Source organism: Hymenobacter setariae (assembly GCF_007713685.1).
GTDB lineage: Bacteria > Bacteroidota > Bacteroidia > Cytophagales > Hymenobacteraceae > Hymenobacter > Hymenobacter setariae.
In genome coordinates this window covers 594,074-612,155 of the sequence record NZ_VMRJ01000002.1, presented here as the reverse complement: position 1 = coordinate 612,155, position 18,082 = coordinate 594,074, and the positions used below count along the sequence as shown (strand labels likewise).

General features: G+C 61.8%; 13 protein-coding genes and 1 riboswitch. Of the genes, 6 read left to right on the top strand and 7 right to left on the bottom strand.

All coding sequences use genetic code 11. The features are described 5' to 3' along the window. Positions 1-44: 44 nt before the first annotated feature. The 4 genes from FNT36_RS08975 to FNT36_RS08960 form a co-directional block, all read right to left on the bottom strand. Positions 45-1,358 (bottom strand): RagB/SusD family nutrient uptake outer membrane protein, encoded by a 1,314-nt coding sequence (locus FNT36_RS08975; RefSeq protein WP_144846571.1) that lies wholly within the window; start codon positions 1,356-1,358, stop codon positions 45-47. A 21-nt stretch (positions 1,359-1,379) separates the two neighbouring features. Further along, positions 1,380-4,580: a SusC/RagA family TonB-linked outer membrane protein gene (locus tag FNT36_RS08970; RefSeq protein WP_233635796.1), complete on the bottom strand. Its 3,201-nt coding sequence runs from the start codon at positions 4,578-4,580 to the stop codon at positions 1,380-1,382. Positions 4,581-4,898: 318 nt separating this feature from the next. After that, positions 4,899-7,349, bottom strand: a complete 2,451-nt coding sequence (locus tag FNT36_RS08965; RefSeq protein WP_144846569.1) for a TonB-dependent receptor — start codon at positions 7,347-7,349, stop codon at positions 4,899-4,901. A gap of 151 nt (positions 7,350-7,500) precedes the next feature. Then, positions 7,501-8,832, bottom strand: a complete 1,332-nt coding sequence (locus FNT36_RS08960; RefSeq protein WP_144847481.1) for an Nramp family divalent metal transporter — start codon at positions 8,830-8,832, stop codon at positions 7,501-7,503. A 253-nt stretch (positions 8,833-9,085) separates the two neighbouring features. Between FNT36_RS08960 and FNT36_RS08955 the strand changes: the two genes are divergently transcribed. Further along, positions 9,086-10,093 carry a cation diffusion facilitator family transporter gene (locus FNT36_RS08955; RefSeq protein ID WP_144846567.1) on the top strand — a complete coding sequence of 336 codons (1,008 nt, stop codon included), beginning with the start codon at positions 9,086-9,088 and terminating at the stop codon, positions 10,091-10,093. Positions 10,094-10,208: 115 nt separating this feature from the next. Here FNT36_RS08955 and FNT36_RS08950 read toward each other — a convergent pair whose 3' ends face one another. Beyond that, entirely contained in the window at positions 10,209-10,811 is a 603-nt protein-coding gene (locus FNT36_RS08950) for a DNA-3-methyladenine glycosylase (protein ID WP_144846565.1), read from the bottom strand. Between the two features lie 150 nt (positions 10,812-10,961). Then, positions 10,962-11,182, top strand: a riboswitch (cobalamin riboswitch). A gap of 164 nt (positions 11,183-11,346) precedes the next feature. Between FNT36_RS08950 and FNT36_RS08945 the strand changes: the two genes are divergently transcribed. Both FNT36_RS08945 and FNT36_RS08940 read left to right on the top strand, forming a co-directional pair. Further along, the gene (locus tag FNT36_RS08945) at positions 11,347-13,365 is read left to right on the top strand and encodes a TonB-dependent receptor plug domain-containing protein (protein ID WP_144846563.1); all 2,019 of its coding nucleotides are present in this window, start codon (positions 11,347-11,349) and stop codon (positions 13,363-13,365) included. Between the two features lie 50 nt (positions 13,366-13,415). Beyond that, the gene (locus tag FNT36_RS08940; RefSeq protein ID WP_144846561.1) at positions 13,416-14,462 is read left to right on the top strand and encodes a YncE family protein; all 1,047 of its coding nucleotides are present in this window, start codon (positions 13,416-13,418) and stop codon (positions 14,460-14,462) included. Positions 14,463-14,565: 103 nt separating this feature from the next. On the opposite strand, the gene FNT36_RS08935 is transcribed toward FNT36_RS08940, so the two are convergent. Then, the gene (locus FNT36_RS08935; protein WP_144846559.1) at positions 14,566-14,832 is read right to left on the bottom strand and encodes a hypothetical protein; all 267 of its coding nucleotides are present in this window, start codon (positions 14,830-14,832) and stop codon (positions 14,566-14,568) included. Between the two features lie 192 nt (positions 14,833-15,024). On the opposite strand from FNT36_RS08935, the gene FNT36_RS08930 reads away from it, so the two are divergent. Together FNT36_RS08930 and FNT36_RS08925 are read left to right on the top strand one after the other, a co-directional pair. Next, positions 15,025-15,372 carry a hypothetical protein gene (locus FNT36_RS08930; protein ID WP_144846557.1) on the top strand — a complete coding sequence of 116 codons (348 nt, stop codon included), beginning with the start codon at positions 15,025-15,027 and terminating at the stop codon, positions 15,370-15,372. A gap of 9 nt (positions 15,373-15,381) precedes the next feature. Then, the gene (locus FNT36_RS08925; protein WP_144846555.1) at positions 15,382-15,954 is read left to right on the top strand and encodes a helix-turn-helix domain-containing protein; all 573 of its coding nucleotides are present in this window, start codon (positions 15,382-15,384) and stop codon (positions 15,952-15,954) included. 72 nt (positions 15,955-16,026) lie between these two features. Here the strand turns inward: FNT36_RS08925 and FNT36_RS08920 are convergent, their stop codons facing one another. Next, positions 16,027-16,362 carry a four-helix bundle copper-binding protein gene (locus tag FNT36_RS08920; protein WP_144846553.1) on the bottom strand — a complete coding sequence of 112 codons (336 nt, stop codon included), beginning with the start codon at positions 16,360-16,362 and terminating at the stop codon, positions 16,027-16,029. A 226-nt stretch (positions 16,363-16,588) separates the two neighbouring features. Between FNT36_RS08920 and FNT36_RS08915 the strand changes: the two genes are divergently transcribed. Further along, a complete protein-coding gene (locus FNT36_RS08915) occupies positions 16,589-18,067 on the top strand; it encodes a TonB-dependent receptor (RefSeq protein WP_144846551.1) in 1,479 nt (492 codons plus the stop codon). Positions 18,068-18,082: the final 15 nt, after the last annotated feature.

Here is an 18,082-nt window from a genome sequence, read left to right as displayed (position 1 = left end):
AATAGCCGCCCTTAGCACCCTCAATGGCGGCCCTAGCTAATGCCTTATATCGCAGGGTCGGCCGGCGTCGAAGAATTATTCTCGCGCTCGGTACGGGGATAAGGATAGAAGGTGCGGTTGCGCTCGGCGCCCGCAGTTCCGGGGCCGGGCCGGCTGAAGCGGCGGCTGTCGGGCAGGCGGAAGCCCTGGAAAGCTAGCTCGATGTTGCGGTTGCGCAAGATTTCGAGTAGCACGGCATCGGCGGTCACGGCGCCCGTGTAGGCACCTAGGGCCGCACCGGGAGGCGCTGTGGGCAGGCCATTAGAGTTGACGGGCGCGGCCGCAGTGCTCGTGCGCACTTGGTTTAGGAACGCCACAGCATTCGTCAAGTCATTTTTGCGCGCATACGCCTCGGCCTGAATAAGTAGCATCTCGCGCGGTACGTACACCGGAATAGGTGCATTGTTAGCGGTATAGAAGGCCAAGCCTCGGTTTTGGGTAGAAGTTGGATTGGCACGCACTAAGAAGGGCAGGCGCCGGTCGGCGGGGTCCGGTGTGAGCGCGCCGCTTAGCCCTAGGTTAGTGTCGGTAGGCTCAAACACGTTGCGGTTACCAAAGGCGACTTCAAAAATCGGGTTGCGGGTGTTGTCGTCGAAATTGAATAGCGACGCTTTCGTTAAGTCCACCTTAGCCGCAGCCGCAATGGCTTTATCGTAGTTGCCGGCCTCCAAGCTGTAGCGCGCAATGAGCGCTTGTAAGGTGTTGGCCAGGTCGAGGCCAGGCACAATTTTGCTGGTAAAGTCGGCCGACACGGGCGTAGTAGCGAGCTGCGCGGCAGCCGTTTCGAGCTGCGTTACGGCCGCCTCTAGCAGCTGAGCGCGGGGCACGAAGGGGGCATTGTCGCTGGTTACGAGGGGCGCTTGCTCAAAAAACTCGGCCAGCGTACCTAGGGCCAAGGCCCGGAAGATGCTGGCGTAGGCCACGATACCGCTGCGGGTGCCCGCCTCGGGCGCGTTGCCAGCATTGGCCAGCACGAGGTCGGCGTTGGCGCGCACCAGCTGGCACTGGGTCCAAACGTTGCGCACCACGCCGTTGCTATTGTTCACGTTGCCAGCCCCTAGGCTCACGTTATACTCCTCGATGTTGCCGACGTTGAGCACGTTCAGCTCGCGGGTGCTGAGGCCACCTAGGGCGGTGGCGTTGTAGAGCACACTCAGCAGGCCGCCTGTGCTGTAGCGGTACTGCAAGCCATTGCAGAGCGTGATGAGGCCATCGGACGACGTGACAACCTGCGTCTGATTGGCTGAGCTGGGGTTGGTATATTCCTTATTGCAGGCCCCGAGCGATAGCAGGGCGGCCAGAAAAAATAGCTTTTTCATAGTGATTATCTGCTATATGCGCTAGAATGTGGCCGAAAGCTTGAGCTGATACGTGCGCGGAATCGGCACATTACCGAAGTCGATGGCGCGCAGCAAGTCAGATGAACCGCCGGCGCTGGTTTCGGGGTCGAAGCCGTTGTAGTGGTCCCACGAATACAGGTTGCGGCCCACCAAAGCGATATTCAAGCCGCTGATAAACTTGGTGAACGTGGGCAGCGCGTAGCTCAGGGCCACCTCGCGCAGCTTCACGTAGGAGCCGTCATCGACCCGAAACTGCTGGGTGTTGTAGATGGCGAAGATGTAGCCACGGGGCAGGTCGCCGCGCAGTTCCTGCTCGGCTAGGTCGCCGAGGCCGACGCCCTGCCGGGTACGCTTGTCGGCATTGAACACGCTCACGCCGCGCACGGCGTCGAGAAGCAGGTGCAAGGACAGCTTTTTGTAGGCAAAATTGGTGTTGACAGAGCCCGTCCAGTTAGGGTTAGGGTTGCCAATGACGGCGTTGGCCACGGCGGTGCCGGCGGCGTAGCTGGGCTGACCGTTGGCTTCGCGGGCCGGCGTGAAGGTGGTAGAGCCCACGGCCTGGCCGCTGGTGCGCTCATCTTGCGGGAAGCCCTGGGGCGTGAGCAGCAGCGAGCCATCGGGGTTGCGGGCGTAGGTCGAGCCGTAGAACACACCCGCCGGCTGGCCGCTGAGCAGGTACACCGGCGCGCCGGCGGCGTTGTCAATCGAGATAGCTTGGGTAGCACCGCCCGAGCCCGGCAGGTCGAGCACCTTGTTGCGGTTGCGGTTGTAAATAAGCGTCAGGTCCCAGGTAAAATCGGTGGTTTTCACGGGCGTGGCGCTCAGCACCACTTCGAGGCCGCGGTTTTCCATTGTGCCCACGTTGGCTGTCACGCTGGAGCCGCCCGTAGATGGTGCGGTATTGCGCTGCACCAGTAGGTCCGTGATTTTTTGCCGATACACAGTTACTCCCAGCCCCAGCCGGTCGTTGAGGAAGCCTAGGTCGGCACCCCCTTCCAGCTCATTGTTGCGCTCGGGTCGCAGGCCTAGGTTGCCCAGCAGCGTGCTTGGCACAATAGTATTGCGCCCCAAAAAGCCAACCGGCTGGAACTGATAGAAGCGCGTGTAAGGATTATTGCCGGCCAGGTTGCCCGCCTCGCCGTAGCTGGCGCGGAGCTTAAACGTGCCGAAAGGCTTGGCAATGCCCGCGTTCTTCCAAAAGCTGAGGTCCGACACCACCAGCGATGCACTGACCTTGGGGTAATATTGGTTGGTTTGCGACTCGGCGAAAATGGTAGAGCGGTCGCGGCGAATGGCCCCGGTCAGGAACAATAAATTTTGATAGCCAAGGGTGGCCTGCGCGTAGAGGCCGCTGAGGTCAAACTGGCCGAGGTAGTAGCTGGACGTAACCGTAGTGCTGGCCGCCCCGCTCACGGTCGTGATAAAGGGCGCCAAATTTTGGCCCTGTGTAGAGGTAAGCTCTTGGCGGCTATACTGGTAGCTATAGCCCGCCAGTAGGTTCAATTTCAGCTTTTCGGTTAGGTAGCGCTCGTAGCCCACGTTCAGGTCAGAGTTGAGCTGCACCGCCACGTTGTTAGCGTTTGAAGCGTAGCCTAGGGGGTAGCGAGCGGCGGGCAGGCCCGCCGTGGCCTGGTATGGGTAGGGCCGGATGTAGCCCTGCCCGGCTTGCGAGTAGGCATCTACCCCCAGCACATAGTCCACGCTCAGGCCCTTCACTGGCGTCAGGTTTACTTGCACGTCGCTCACGGTGCGGTTCACACCCTGCGTAAACTTCATGTCCTCGATGGTCGAGAGCGGGTTGACGCGGGTAGGCTCCACAGCCAGCAGGTTGCCAGCCGCGTCGCGCTGCGTAATGTCGTAGATGTTGTTGGTGATATTGACCGAGTTAATGGGGCTGTAGAAGACATTGCCATTAGCCTTCTCATTCGAAAAGCTATTGATGTAGCTGATGCCCGCCGACACCTTGGCCCAGTCGGTGAGGCGTTGGTCGATGCGCGCCCGCAGGTTGTAGCGTGTGAAGTCGGTACCCTTCACAATACCCTGGTTTTTGAGGTACCCTAGGGAAAAGTAGTACTGCGTGCGCTCCGAGCCACCAGCCACCGACACGGCATCGTCGGTGCCGTAGCCGGTGCGGAAAACCTGGTCGAAGTAGTTGTAGCGCGTCACATCTACCTGGTTGGTAGCGAGCTGGGTCGTAGCGTTGGCGCGGGTAATGCCGGTGGTCGTTACGCCGGGGTTGGCGGCCACCGCTGGCACCCCAATGGTGTAGAGCCTCAGCCCGGCGTAACCAAACTGCCGGCCGTAGGTGTTCACCGGCACCATGTGGCGCAACTCATTTAGCTGAAAGCTACCCGAAAATGACACCCTAGGGACCCCCGCCTGCCCGCGCTTGGTAGTAATGAGCACCACGCCATTGGCCGCCCGCGACCCATACTGCGCCGCCGCCGCTGCACCATTGATGACATTGATGCTGGCAATATCATTGGGATTGAGGTCAGCCAAGCGGTTTTGACCAGCATTAGCCGAGCCGATGTCATTGCTCAAGGCCAGCTGCGAGACGTTGGTGCTGGCGTTGCTCACAATTACGCCGTCGATGACGTAGAGTGGGTCGGAAGAGCCCGTCAGCGAGTGCACCCCGCGCAGGCGCACCGAGATGGAGCCAGCCGGGTCACCCGAGTTCTGCGTGATTTGGGCGCCCGGCACTTTGCCCTGCAAGGAATTGAGCACGCCACCCGAGCCGCTTTGGGTCAAGTCGTTGCCATTGATGGTGCTGATAGCGTTGCCGAGTTCGCGGCGACTGGTGGTTACAGTCGAGCCTACTACCACTACCTCGTCGAGGTCTTGGCGGCTTTCGGCCAGGGTCACGTCGGTGGTCACCGTTTCGGCGGACCCTAGGGTAATGGGCCGCGCCTCTGTCTTATACCCCACCAACGATACCGTGAGGGTGTAGGCGCCGGCCGGTCGGGTACCCGTAAGCGAGTACGCGCCATCGTTGCCCGAAGAGGCACCTAGGCCAGTGCCTTTTAGTAGCACCGTGGCGCCGGGCAGTCCCTGCCCCGTGGCATCCGTGATGCGGCCTTGCAGCGTAAAGCGCTGCCCCGCAGCAGACTGCGCCCAGGCAGCCGTATGCAACAACACCAAGCAAAGCAGCAGGAGCATCCCCTGCGGCCAGCCTCGGCCAGAAGAGTAAAGTTTGGGCATAGAAAGAAGGGAAAAGAGGAAAATATTCTACCGCGTCAATGATAAGAAATATTTTCATTTTTCCTTAATCTGCTGCTACTCACAGCCCCTTTGGCTTATGATGAATGCCCTACCTCTGTAAATCCAGGTATAGCCTAAACAATAAATAAAACAACGTCTGTCATGCTGAGCTTGCGAAGCATCTTCTCACGCTAGGTAATCTCAACGTGAGAAGATGCTTCGCAAGCTCAGCATGACAGAAGAAAGGGAACAGTACGTGTCCCAAGCTGCTGAATCAACATCTCGGCCTGACAAGCCCTAGCTACCTCGTCGATATGCTTAAAACGGCACTACCAGCTTCACTCCCACATTGCGGCCGGGGTTGAAGATGCCGAGCCGGCCGCTCGGCGAGGCGGCGTAGTACTCGAAGTACTTGAGCCGGCTGAGGTGCGACTGATATGCCGTATCAAACAGATTATCAACCTGCGCGAATAGCTGCAAGGCCTCGCGCCCGGCCTTGGTACGCCAGGTGGTACCTAGGCCCACGCCCAGCAGCACGTAGCCGGCGGTGGCAGTTTCGGCGCCATCCACGGCGTAGTAGCGGTTTTGGCGGGCGGTGCCGTCCAGGGTCAGGCGCAGGTAGCTGGCCGCAAGGCGGGCGCCGGGCCGCGTGGGCGCCGTGAGGCGCAACTCGGTGCGGGCCTGGGCGGGTGGCATCAGGGGTAGGTAGCGGGCGGCATCACCCACTCGCTCGCGCAAGGCGGGGTTGTCGTTGAGGCCTACCACGAGGGCGGCGCCGGTGCGCCAGCTCAGCCAGGGCAGGGCGACCGGGTGCAGGTTGAAGCTGATTTCGCCGCCGTAGAGGCGAGCGGCGGCCTGCTGATACTGGTAGGTAGCATTGCCGGGCACCACCTCCACGGGTTGGCCCTGAGCATCGAAAAGCCGCGCCTGGTAAATGAAGTTATCCACGTAGTTGTGGAAAACTTCGGCGCTGGCTTCCCAGTTTTTCGACTGCCACAGCACACCTAGGTCCTCCTGCAACGAGAACTCCGGCTGAAACCCACGGTTGCCCAAGTACACGATGTGCGCGCCAGGGTCAAGGCCATTGGAGCCGATTTCGGGGATGTTGGGCGCCCGGTAGCCGCGCGCTATGTTGGCGCGCAGCACCAGGTGGCTACCCAGGGCGTAGCTGCCGCCCAGGCTGGCCGAAAGCCCCCGATAGGCATTGCGAAACGTCGGGAATTGTAGGGCTGCTCCCGGCGTGCCGGCCCCCGCAGCACCGTCAAAACCCGTTCCTAGGTTGGGCGCTACGTAGAAATCATCCCAGCGCACCACGCGGGTGTCGTAGCGTAGGCCGCCGGTTAGCTCCAGCTTGCCTAGGGTCTTTTTAGCCACGCCAAAGCCACCGATGTCAAACAAACGGTACGCCGGAATGGGGAAGTCGGTGGCTTGCAAGTGGGTATTCACCTGGCTCATGCCGTTGCCGCCCACAGTCAGCTCTAGGCCATGCCAGGTGGGCAGCAGGTAGCGCGCCTCGTAGCTGGTGGTGGTCAGGCGCAGGTCGAGGCCCGGCTGGTCGGGCGCGGTGGGGTGGTTGAATTCCTGGCGGTGGTTTTGCTGCACGCCCAGCAGCAGGCGCAGCTCGCCGGCGCCCAGCTTCACCTCGCCGCTGGCAAAGGCCCGGTAGTGCCGAATGTGCTGGCGCAAGTCACCAATACGGTAGCTGCGCAGCTCGGAGTCGGGCACCACTGGGCGGTTGCGGATGTCGTCGGCATCCGACTCGAACACCTGCCGGGTGAAGGCGCGGCTCAGCGAGTCGCGGCTGCCGTCGGGTATTTCCTGATGGTTGTCGTAGGTCGTGAGCCAGAGGTGGGCGCCGCCCCAGCGCTTTTGCACGCCCACCATGCCCGTCAGCGTCAGCTCTCTAAAGCCGGTGTTGTACACGCGCCCATCCACGGCATTGCGGTAGTCGCGGGCTAGGCGCTGGCTGGCGCGGAAGCTTGTTTGTAGGCCGTTCTTCTGATAATTGAGCCCTAGGGACGCGCCCAATAGGCCGTTCACTGACTGGTACTCGGTTAGGGCCTCGCCGTGTAGCTCGCCGGCCGGGCCACTAGGTAGCGCGGGCAGCAGGTTTACCACGCCAGCCACAGCGTCGGAGCCATAGAGCAGGCTGGCTGGGCCTTTCACCACCTCCACCCTATCCACGCCGTAGGCATCGACCTCGATGCCGTGCTCGTCGCCCCACTGCTGCCCCTCCTGGCGCAGGCCATTGTAGAGCGTCAGCACGCGGTTGTACCCTAGGCCCCGGATGAACGGCTTGCTTACGTTGGGGCCGGTCGTGACGGCGCTCAGCCCGGGCACGCCCCGCACAGCCGCGTCGATGACGTTGGTGCTGGCATTCAAGCGAATTTCCCTCTGGCTCAGCGCCGCAATGGGTACCGGCGAGCGGCGGATTTCGGTAGCTCGCCCTACCCCCGTTACTACCACTTCCCCTAGGGCTTTTTCGCTAGCTTCTAGCTTTACTAGCAAAGGTTGGGCGAGCGGCAGCGTCACGGCCGAGCGGACTGTGGTGTAGCCGACAGCGCTGACTTCCAGCTGCTGCGGCCCAGCGGGAAAGTCCGGCAACGTGAAGTCGCCCGCCGCATTGGCGGTGGTGCCTTGGTGCAGGGCGGGCACAGCCACGCTGGCATAAGGCACGGGTTGCCCGGCAGCATCTTGCACGTGGCCGCGCAACGCTTGGGCCTGGGCCAAAAAGGGCATAAGTAGCAGGCAGAGGAGAAGTTGCTTCATAACATACCCGGTAATAAAAGCCCACACCTAGGGGCAAGGCGCGGCCCAGAGCCAGCTTTTCAGCCGCTTGAAAAAGAGAAATCGTCGTCAGAAACGGGGCTACTGAAAACCCCTCATTGGCCGGGTGAGTAGGCGGGCGTTGCTGCCCGCGCTACTCGTTGCCCGCCACCGTTTGCCAGAGTAAAAACACGTTGAGCGCAATGATGAGCCCCGCTACCACCCAGGACACCACGCGCACCCAAGGCCGGTTCACGAACACGCCCATTTTGAGCTTGTCGTTGGTAAAGAGCACCAATGGCACTACTGCGAAAGACAATTGCAGCGACAGTACTACTTGGCTGAATACCAAGAGCTGCCCAGTGCCTTTTTCACCATACAAGATGGCGACTACCAGCGCCGGCACCACCGCCACCAACCGCGTAATGAGGCGGCGCAGCCAGGGCTTAAGGCGCAGGTTGAGGAAGCCTTCCATTACAATCTGGCCGGCTAGGGTGCCGGTCAGCGTCGAACTTTGGCCCGAGGCCAATAGTGCGATGGCGAACACGGCGCTAGCTGCCCCCGCCCCCAGTACTGGCGTGAGGAGCTTGTGCGCATCGGCAATGTCGGCCACGTCTTCGTAGCCCTTGCCATGGAATGCCGCCGCGGCCGTGACCAGGATGGCGGCGTTAATGAAGAAGGCCAGGAATAAGGCCACCGTCGAGTCGATGGTAGCAAACTTGATGGCCGAGCGCTTGCCAGCCTCCGTGGGCACTATCTGGCGCACCTGCACGATGCTGCTGTGCAAATACAGGTTGTGAGGCATCACGGTGGCCCCTAGGATGCCGATGGCTACATAGAGCATAGCCGGGTTGGTCACGACTTCGGGCTGCGGCACCAGGCCTTTGGCCAGGCCCAACCAGTCGGGCTTTGAGGCAATGATTTCGTAGAGAAAGCAGGCGAATATCAAAAAGATAAGTCCCGCCACCAGGCTTTCAATAAGCTTGAAACCTTTATTTTGCATCAGCAGCACCAGCAGCACGTCGAGCGTGGTGATGGCAACTCCCCAGGGAAGGGGCAGGCCAAAGAGCAAGTTGAGCGCTATGGCCGACCCAATGACCTCAGCTAGGTCACAGGCTGCGATGGCCACCTCGCAAAGCAGCCATAGGGCGATGGCCACGGGCTTGGAATAGTTATCGCGGCAGGCCTGGGCCAGGTCGCGGCCGGTCACGATGCCGAGCTTGGCGGCCAGGTGCTGCAAGAGCATGGCAAACAGATTCGAGATGAGCACTACGCTCAGCAGCGTGTAGCCAAAGCGGGCGCCACCGGCCAGGTCGGTGGCCCAGTTGCCGGGGTCCATGTAGCCCACGGCCACCAGCAGCCCCGGCCCCCAGTAGGCCCGAAAGCGCTGCCAAAAGGTAGCGCCCGCTCCTGGTACCGGGATACTGGCGTGTACTTCGCTGAGCGAGGTGCCGCGGCGAGCGTGGCGCCAGCCCGGCTCGGGCACCGAGGCGGCCGGAGTGTCAACGGTGGTAGTAGAAGGTAACAACACGTAATACTTAAGTAATTAGAGCAAAAGTAACTGAATTTTTAGATTAGCCTAAAAATTATTTTAAACTAACCTAAATACTGCAAAAACCCGTAAAAGGTTTCTGCCTAGGCACCCGCTCGGGGCATCTGTGGTTGGGGCTTGTACGGCCGTACCTGCTGGCTCCGTTTCGTGCCGACCTTTGCGGGCCTTTTTCACAAATTTTTTCTTCATGGCTGCTTCGCCTGGCCTCAAGCGCCGCCTAGGTTTGCTTTCGCTCGTCGTTAGCATAGGTTTGGTGCTCACCAAGTTTTACGCTTATCGCCTCACCCACTCACAAGTGGTGCTGACAGATGCGCTGGAGAGCATTATCAACGTATTCACGAGCGGTTTTGCGCTGTACAGCCTATACCTGGCCGACCTGCCCAAAGACGAAAACCATCCCTACGGCCACGGCAAAATCGAGTACCTATCGGTGGGCTTCGAGGGCGCGCTGATTTTTATTGCGGGGGCATTCATCCTGTACAGCGCCACGCTCAGCTTCATCCACCCGCACCAGGTAGCGCGGCCCGATTGGGGCGTAGCGCTGCTGGCGAGCACGTCGGTGGTCAATTTTGGCCTAGGGCTGTGGCTGGTGCGGGCCGGGCGCAAGGTGCAGTCGGTGGCGCTGGTGGGCGATGGGCAGCACCTTTACATCGACGCACTCACGAGCATTGTGTCGTCGGCGGCGCTGGTGCTGGTTCACTTCACGGGCGTGCTGCGCTTCGATGCGGGCGCGGCGCTAGGTCTAGGTGCCTTCATCTTGTTTAACGGCTACCAAATGCTGCGCAGCGCCGTGGGCGGCCTCATGGACGAGAGCGACCTGGCCACCGTGGCCGAGGTTATTGCCGAGCTACAGCGCCTACGCCGCCCCTGCTGGATAGACGTGCACAACCTACGTGTGCAGCGCTACGGTGCTAACCTGCACATCGACTGCCACATGCAGATGCCCTACTACTTCTCGCTCGAAAAAGTGCACACCGAAATTCACGAAGTAGAGGAGCTAATTCGGGCGCGCTTCGCGGCGGTTGAAATCGAGATGTTTGTGCACGCCGACCCGTGCTCGTACGCGGCCTGCTCGCTGTGCCACATGCCCGACTGCCCCGTGCGCCACCATGCCTTTGAGCACGAAGTGGTGTGGGACATTCACAACGCCGTGAAAGATGAGCGCCATCATTTGACAATGAGCAATCAACAGTGAGCAATAAACTGTCATTGCGAGCGCAGCGCGGCAATCTTTCCTTCACGCTAGAGGCAGTACCACGACGATGAAGGATTGCCGCGCTGCGCTCGCAATAACAAATGCTAGCTACAGCTTACTTCGCCGGGCTGGTCCACTTGCTGTCTTTCAGGCGGAAGCGCCAGGGCAGCGCCACAGCTTCGGCACCAGCGTACTCTAGGCCCACGCGGGAGCTAGCGATTACTTGTTCATCCTGAACAATTTCGCCCGCGTCTTCAAACCAAATGTGAGGCCCAGTTACCAGCTCGCCAGTGAGGGCAGGCGTGAGACCTAGGGCTTGGCTGAGCACGCCGGGGCCCGCGGTGAGGTTACGGGCTACGGCGGCCAGCCCGCGGCGGCGCAGCATCACGTCGAGACCTTCGAGCGGCTCGATGGCCCGGATAAGCACCGTATCCGGGTGCTCGGCATCGTAGGTCGTGATGTTGAAGAGCGTGTGCACTCGGTACACGGTATAGAGGTAGGCCGTGCCGCCGGGCTGGTACAGCCCCCGCGCCTGCTTGGCCTTGCGCTGCAAGTGCAGCGTGATGCTGGGGTCGCCCTCGTGGCGATAGGCTTCGGTTTCGACGATGCGGCCGCCCGTCAGCTCGCCATTGATGCGGGTGAAGACGCGCTTGCCTAGCAATTGGCGGGCGATGGTGAGCACGTCGGGGCGCTCGAAGAAGGACCTAGGAAGTAGCAAGGAAGTGTAAGGTTGTCATTGCGAGCGCAACGGAGTGAAGCGTGGTACTCTCTTTGGGCCGCTAGGCCGGTAACGGCAATAAGGCTGACGGGAAGAAAAGATTGCCGCGCTTACTTCGTTACGCGCGTACTAACAGACAGTTCACCTATTGTACATTTGTAGTGCTATGGTGACCAGACTCTTTTTAGGAGCGAGGTTGAAAAGGGAATTCGGTTTAAGTCCGAAGCTGTCCCCGCAACTGTACGCGCTACATCGGGGTGGGCACCCCATGCCACTGCCAGCGCCGGCTACCCCCTAGGTAGCCAGCGCCGCGGGAAGGCCGCCCATCCGGCAGCGCAAGCCAGGAGACCTGCCACGGCACTTACCAGGTTCAGCGCTCGCGGCGGACGGGCGGAGAACGGCAGCGTGCGTCGGCGCCGGGCCCTAGGCTTGGCTATGCTGCCGCTGCCGGCCTCAGCTTCAGCGTGGCTGGCCAGCAATTATGGCCAACCTACACTGGGGTTTTGAACTGAATTTTCGCTTGAAAATTTAGTTCGTGTTAGTTTTCAATTCGTTCCTAGGTACCCTCTCCTGCACTCGCCGCGGGCCGGCTGGCTACGCTCTGGCCCTAGGGCTGCTAGCCAGCTTGCCTGGGCACAGCCAAGCGCCAGCAGCGCGCTCCGACACACTGGTGGGCCGGCGCCACCAGCTGCCCGAGGCGCAGGTGCGGGCCGTGCGGCCCGAGCGCTTTGCGGTGGGTAGCCAGCGGCTCGAAGTAGATTCGGCGGCGCTGGCGCAGTACCGGGGCGGCACAGCGGCCGATGTGCTTGGCGCGCGCTTGGGGCTGTACATCAAGAACTACGGGCCGGGACAGCTGGCGACGCTGTCGCTGCGGGGCACCTCGGCGCAGCACACCGCTGTGCTCTGGAACGGACTTAATATCGCCCTGCCTACCCTAGGGCAGAATGACCTGGCACTGCTGCCCATCAGCGGCAATACGCAGCTCTCGGTGCAGCTAGGGCCGGCCGCCGCGCTTTACGGCAGCGGGGCCGTGGGCGGCGCACTAGTGCTGCGCACCGAGCCCGACTGGCGGCCCGGCCTGCGCGGCAGCGTGCAAGGCGACCTAGGCAGCTTTGGGCTGCGCGGGGGCAGCCTAGAGGCCCGCGCCGCCACCACGGCCGTGGCCGTGCGGGTGGCCGCCAGCTACCGCCAGGCCCAAAACGACTACCCCTACCTGGTGCGCGAGCCTAGCGGCCTAGTGCGCTACACCATGCGCAACGCCGCCCTGCGCCACCAGTGGAGCATCAGCCCCGATGTGGCTTGGCGCGTGGGCACGGCTGGCGAACTCACGGCCTCGGTATGGCTGACCGACGCCGACCGCGAAATCCAGCAGGGCACGGGCGTGGCTGGCTCCAACGCCCGCGAAATCGACCAAAGCCGCCGCTTGGTGCTGGGCTACCGCCAAGTGACCCCGCGCGGCGGGCAATGGCAGGTGCGCGGCGCGTGGTTTGAGGACATTATCAATTACTCCGACCAGGGCGCCGTCAGTAACTCGCGGGTGCGCACCACCCAGAGCCAAGCCGAGTACACGGCGCCGCTGAGCCAGCGCGCTAGCCTGCGCCTAGGGGTCGAAGGCCAGCACTTTGCAGCCGTGGTTGACGGCTACGGCCCCAACGCCATCACCGAAAACCGCGCCGCGGCCTTCGGCCTGCTGCGCTACGACCCGCGCCCCGGCCTGCGCCTCTCGGCCAATGTGCGGCAGGCCGCGCTGCCCGCCGGGCTGGCGCCCCTCACCCCCACCCTAGGTGCCGAGTGGGACTTGTACCAGGCTCAGGCGCTCGATTCACTGGCGGCCGCCGACCGGCCGGGCCTCACCCTCAAGGCCAGCGTGGCGCGCACCTACCGCGCCCCTACCCTCAATGAGCGCTACTGGCAGCCGGGCGGCAACCCCGATTTGTTGGCCGAATCGGGCCACGGTTACGAAGCTGGGCTGCGCCACCGCGTGGCGCCGGGCGCGCACTTGCTGCTCGAAACCGAGCTCACGGCCTTTTACCAGCTGGTCGATAACTGGGTGCAATGGTTGCCCCTAGGGGCAGGCGGCACTTACTCGCCGCGCAATTTGCGCCAGGTGCGCAGCCAGGGCTTCGAGGCCAGCACCGCCTTGCGTGGGCACCTAGGACGCTACCGGGCGTCGGCACGCCTAGCCTACAGCTATACCCAAACTCAGAAAACCCAGGGCGTGGCCGCCGATGCCGACCCCGTGGGTGTGCAGCTGGCTTTCGTGCCGCTGCACCGCGCCAACTTCACCACCGACCACGGGTGGCGGGGCTGGCTGGGCAGTGCCACCTACACCTTCACGAGCTATGTGTACACCGATGCCTCAGCCAGCGGCTTTTTGCCAAGCGTGGGGGTGCTGAGCGCCACGCTTGGCCGCACCGTGCCGCTGCCCGGCCGCACCAGCCTCACGCTGCTGCTCCAAAGCACCAACCTGCTCAACCATCGCTACGACAGCTACCCGGCCCGGCCGGCACCACCTAGGGCCTACAGCGTTAGCCTGCGTTTCGCTTATCACTGATTTTCAATACCACTCTATTTATCCGCCGCTATGTCGGCAAAATCTTTTTTATGACCAAGTATTTAGCTACCCTCTTAGTGGGTGCTGCCGCGCTGGCAAGCTGTAACAACCCCGACAACGAATTTGGCCCCCTGGTGCCAAGCGCCCCTGGTGTATATATCCTCAGCGAAGGGCAGTTTGGCCAGGGTGGCGGTACGGTGAGCGCCTACGGCGTGGCCAGCAAAACCACGCTTATCGACGCCTTTGGCAGTGTGAATAAAAGTGCCAGCCTCGGCGACGTGGTGCAGGACATGGGCGTGGTAAACAACCGCGGCTATATCTGCGTCAACGCTTCTAATAAAGTAGAGGTGGTGAGCGTGCCCGACTTCGGCTCGGTGGCCACTATCCGCAACATTCGGCAGCCGCGCTACTTCGCGGCTGCGTCGGCCACACGGGGCTATGTCACGTCGTGGCGCGGGCCCTACACCAACTATGCCCCTGGCAAGGTAATGGTGCTCGACCTCACGAATAATACCGTTATCGACAGCATCACGGTGGGCCGCTGCCCCGAGCAGCTAACAGTGCTCAACGGCAACGTCTACGTGCCTAATAGCTACGACAACACAGTATCGGTAATCGATGCGAGCACTAATAAGGTGACTTCGACCGTGACGGTAACGGCTGGCCCGCAAAATGTGGTAACCGACCAGGCCAACAACCTGTGGGTGCTGTGCTCGCAGCCCTACGGCACCACCAGCACGCCGCCCGCCGCGCTGGTGCGCTTTGCGCCCGGCAGCACTACCGCCCAGCTCACGCTGCCCTTCGCCAGCAGCGGCCCGCGCCAGCTACGCATCAGCCCCGACAAAAAGCAGCTCTACTACAGCTACAACGGCGCCGAGTACAAGATGGCCACTACCGATACGGCGCTGCCCACCACCGTTTTTATGCGCCGCAATTTCAATGGCTTTGCCATCGACCCGCGCGATAACTCCATCTACGGAGCCGTGTCGACGGGCTTCACCACTAATGGCTACTTCCTGCACTACCCCGCCGGCGGCGGCAAGGCCCTCGACTCGGTAACGGTGCGCGTGGGTCCCAACGGCTTCGCTTTCTATTAATTACTACTACCCTTTCTGAGCTGAAAACAAACGCTTACCTACTGCCAAAAAGCCTGCCCCATCTACATGGAGCAGGCCTTTTTGTATGCTAGTTGCGCAGCAGCTAGTCGGCAATGCCGTCGTGGTTGCGGTCTTTGGCGCGGTCGGCGGCTTTGTAAAGCTCTTTGCCGGTGGGGCGGTTGGTGGTATCGCGCGGAATGCCAGCGGCCAGCGAGTCGCCGTTGTTGGTGCCCTCTTTCGGGGCAGTAGGGCCTTTTTTGGCCGAGCCTTTTTCGACGTTGGTGTCGCCAACATCGCCGCCGCTGTTGCAGGCGCTCAGGGCGAGGGGAAGGGCAGCGGCCAGGGCCAGAAGGCGTAGGGTGCGGTTCATGGGGAAAGAAAAGAAATAAGTGGCCGCCCGCGAGCGCGGCCTAGGTGAGCAGTGTCGGCAGTAGCCCGGCGCGCCGGGGCCGGCGGCCTAAGCCCTGTGGGTATGTGGCAGTACCGAAAAATGGCCCGCCGGGTTTTGGGTGCTGGCCCGCACCTAGGCTATAGTTGCCGCCGATGCGGTAAATTTGCCCCGATGGCTCGCTCTGCTTCTCCGTTTCTGCGCCTGCGCCAGCGCGTGGCCGCCTACCGCTGGCGGCGCGTGGGGGTGCTGGCGGGCAGTAGCTTAGCGCTGAGTTTGGCGTTGGTGCTGTATCTTTTCGGCGTCAGCGACCACTTCTTTGGCCGCCTTTTTTCCACGTTTTTCGTATGGTTCTGGCTGCTTGCCGTGACTTTTTTGGGGGTAGTGCCGTTTATTACCTGGGCCACCACGCACTGGTTTGGGCCTAGCTGGCAGGGCCAGGATGCGCCGCCGGTGCGGCGCCCTGCCCGCCCGGCCGCTCCCAAAGTCACGACTCGTCGTTCTTCTACTTCTACAACGTAATTCTACCCCGTGAAAACCAATCTGCTGCACATCAAAAACATGGTTTGCCCGCGCTGCGTCGAGGCGGTTCAGAATCTGCTGGTGAAAGCTGGCTACGAGCCCACCGCCGTGACCCTAGGCCAAGCGCGCTTGTCGCCGAGCACGCCCGTTGACCCCAAGGCCGTGGCCCCGCTGCTGCGCGAGGCGGGCTTCGACGTGCTGCTCGACCGCGCCGAGCAGCTCACCGAGCAGATTAAAACTGTGCTGCAAGAGTACCTGGAGCACCTGCGCACGGCCCCGGCCCCGCTCACCACGTCGGCTTTTCTGGCCGACCGCTTTGCCACTACTTATTCGCACCTCAGCAAAGTATTCTCGCGCACGGCCAACCTCACCATTGAGAAGTACCTCATTCGCATGAAGATAGAGCGCGTGAAGGAAATGCTCAGCTACGGCGAAATGACGCTGGTGCAGATAGCCGACCAACTGCGCTACAGCTCGGGCCAGCACTTGAGCAATCAGTTCCGCCAGGTGACGGGCCGCTCGGTAAGTGAGTTTCGCCGCATGCTGCAGCCCGACCGCTTGTCGCTCGACGCCCTAGGCTAAGACACACTAGCTAGTTACCAAAAAGGCCCATGCTGTTTGCAGCATGGGCCTTTTTCATTGTTACTTTCTTACCTAGGCAGCATAAGCCTTGCAGGCCTCCACGCACTCGCGGCAGGTTTGGGCGCACTGCTGGCAGTGGTCGTGCTGGTGCTTGCCGCACTCGTCGGCGCACTTCTGGCAGATTTCGATGCACTCCTTAATGATGTGCTGGGCGTGGGGAGAGTTGCGAGCGATGAAGGCGGAGGTGAGCCGACAGATATCAGCACAGTCGCGGTCGGTGCGAATACAAGGCACCATCATTTGAATATTGTCTTCGCCGAGGCAGGCATCGGCGCAGTATTCGCAGGCGGCGATGCAGCGACCTAGGGCATCGAGAAGGGAGCGGTAATCTTGGGGAGCGTTTTTCATGGGAGCGAGAAAGTAGAAGCGTATTAGCCACAACAGCGTGGCTCCTACCTTCTACGCAACTAGGCTAACCTGGTCGGTGCAAAGTAGTGGCCGCCAGCGTGCAGGATTTGGGCCTGCACCTTGGCTAGCCCGAATCCTGCACGCTGGTGGCCTCAACCTTATAGGCTGGCCAGTTGACCATTAGCAGCGCAGGCACGTTACATGAGTTCTTGATTAGCGCTTGTTTATGAAACTACCTGCTTACGTCCTGCTGGCTGCTGGCCTAGCGGCCACCCCGGCCCTAGCCCAGCACCAAAATCACCAGATGCCCGGCATGACGATGCCCAGCGACACCGCCCACCGCGCCACTGGCAAAGGCCATAAAATGAATGGTATGGCCATGCCCGGTGACAGCAGCCACGCCAGCCACCACATGGCTGGCATGGACATGGGCGGCATGAACATGAGCCACGCCTACTCGCGCAACCTGCCCATGAACCGCAATGGCTCGGGCACGGCTTGGCAGCCCGACCAGACGCCCATGTACATGTGGATGCAGCACAAGGGCCCCTGGATGCTGATGTACCACGGCAGCGCCTTCGGCCGCTACACCAGCCAAAACTTCAACCACCGCGACGCCCGCGGCTACCGTAGCGCCGTGGATGGCCCCAACTGGTTTATGACCATGGCCCAGCGCCAAGTGGGCCAGCGTGGCCTGCTGAATTTTAGCTTGATGATGAGCCTCGACCCGCTGACTGAAACGCGGGGCGGCTACCCGCTGCTGTTTCAGACCGGCGAGTCGTACAAGGGCCAGCCACTCATCGACAAGCAGCACCCGCACGACTTGTTTTCGGGGCTGAGCGTGGCTTATACCTACGCCTTTTCGAAGGATATCGACCTAACGGCCTACCTAGGGTACCCCGGCGAGCCCACCATCGGGCCCACGGCGTTTATGCACCGCATTTCGGCCATGCCGAACCCCGACGCGCCACTGTCGCACCACTGGACCGATGCCACGCACATCACCTACGGCGTAGCCAGCCTGGGGCTGCGCTACAAGCAGTTTAAGCTGGAGGGCAGCAACTTTACGGGCCGCGAGCCCGACCAGTACCGCTACGACTTTGACCGACCTAGGGCCGACTCCTGGGCCGCCCGCCTCAACTGGAACCCCACTTCGGAGTTGGCTTTGCAGGTGAGCCACGCCTTCATCAAAAGCCCCGAGGACCTGCACCCCGACGAAAATGTGCACCGCACCACGGCCTCGGTGCTGCACAGCCGCACCTGGGGCGACCATCAATTTATCGCTTCCTCGCTGGTGTGGGGTATGAACGAGGGCCACGGCGCCCACCCCGAGCACGCCGTGCTGGCCGAAACCAACCTCACGCTGGGCCGGCCCACCTTCTACGGCCGCTACGAGTGGGTACAAAAGGATACAGAAGAGCTGAGCTACTACGTGCCTGGCCCCGCCGACGCGCCGTTGGACATGGTCTTCAATGTACACGCTCTCACCCTAGGTAGCAGCTACCGCCTCACTAACCTAGGCGGCGCGCGCGGCCCCGAGCTGAGCGTGGGTGGCCAAATCACGGGCTACGTCATCCCTAGCACGCTGCAAAACGACCAGCGCGGGCGCGGCTTTGGGCAGCAGCTGGGCTATGGTAAGCTGCCGCTTTCGGCCTCGGTGTATGTGCGCCTGACGGCACCCTGGATGCAGATGGGGCGCATGTAGGCGCCGGTTATTTTA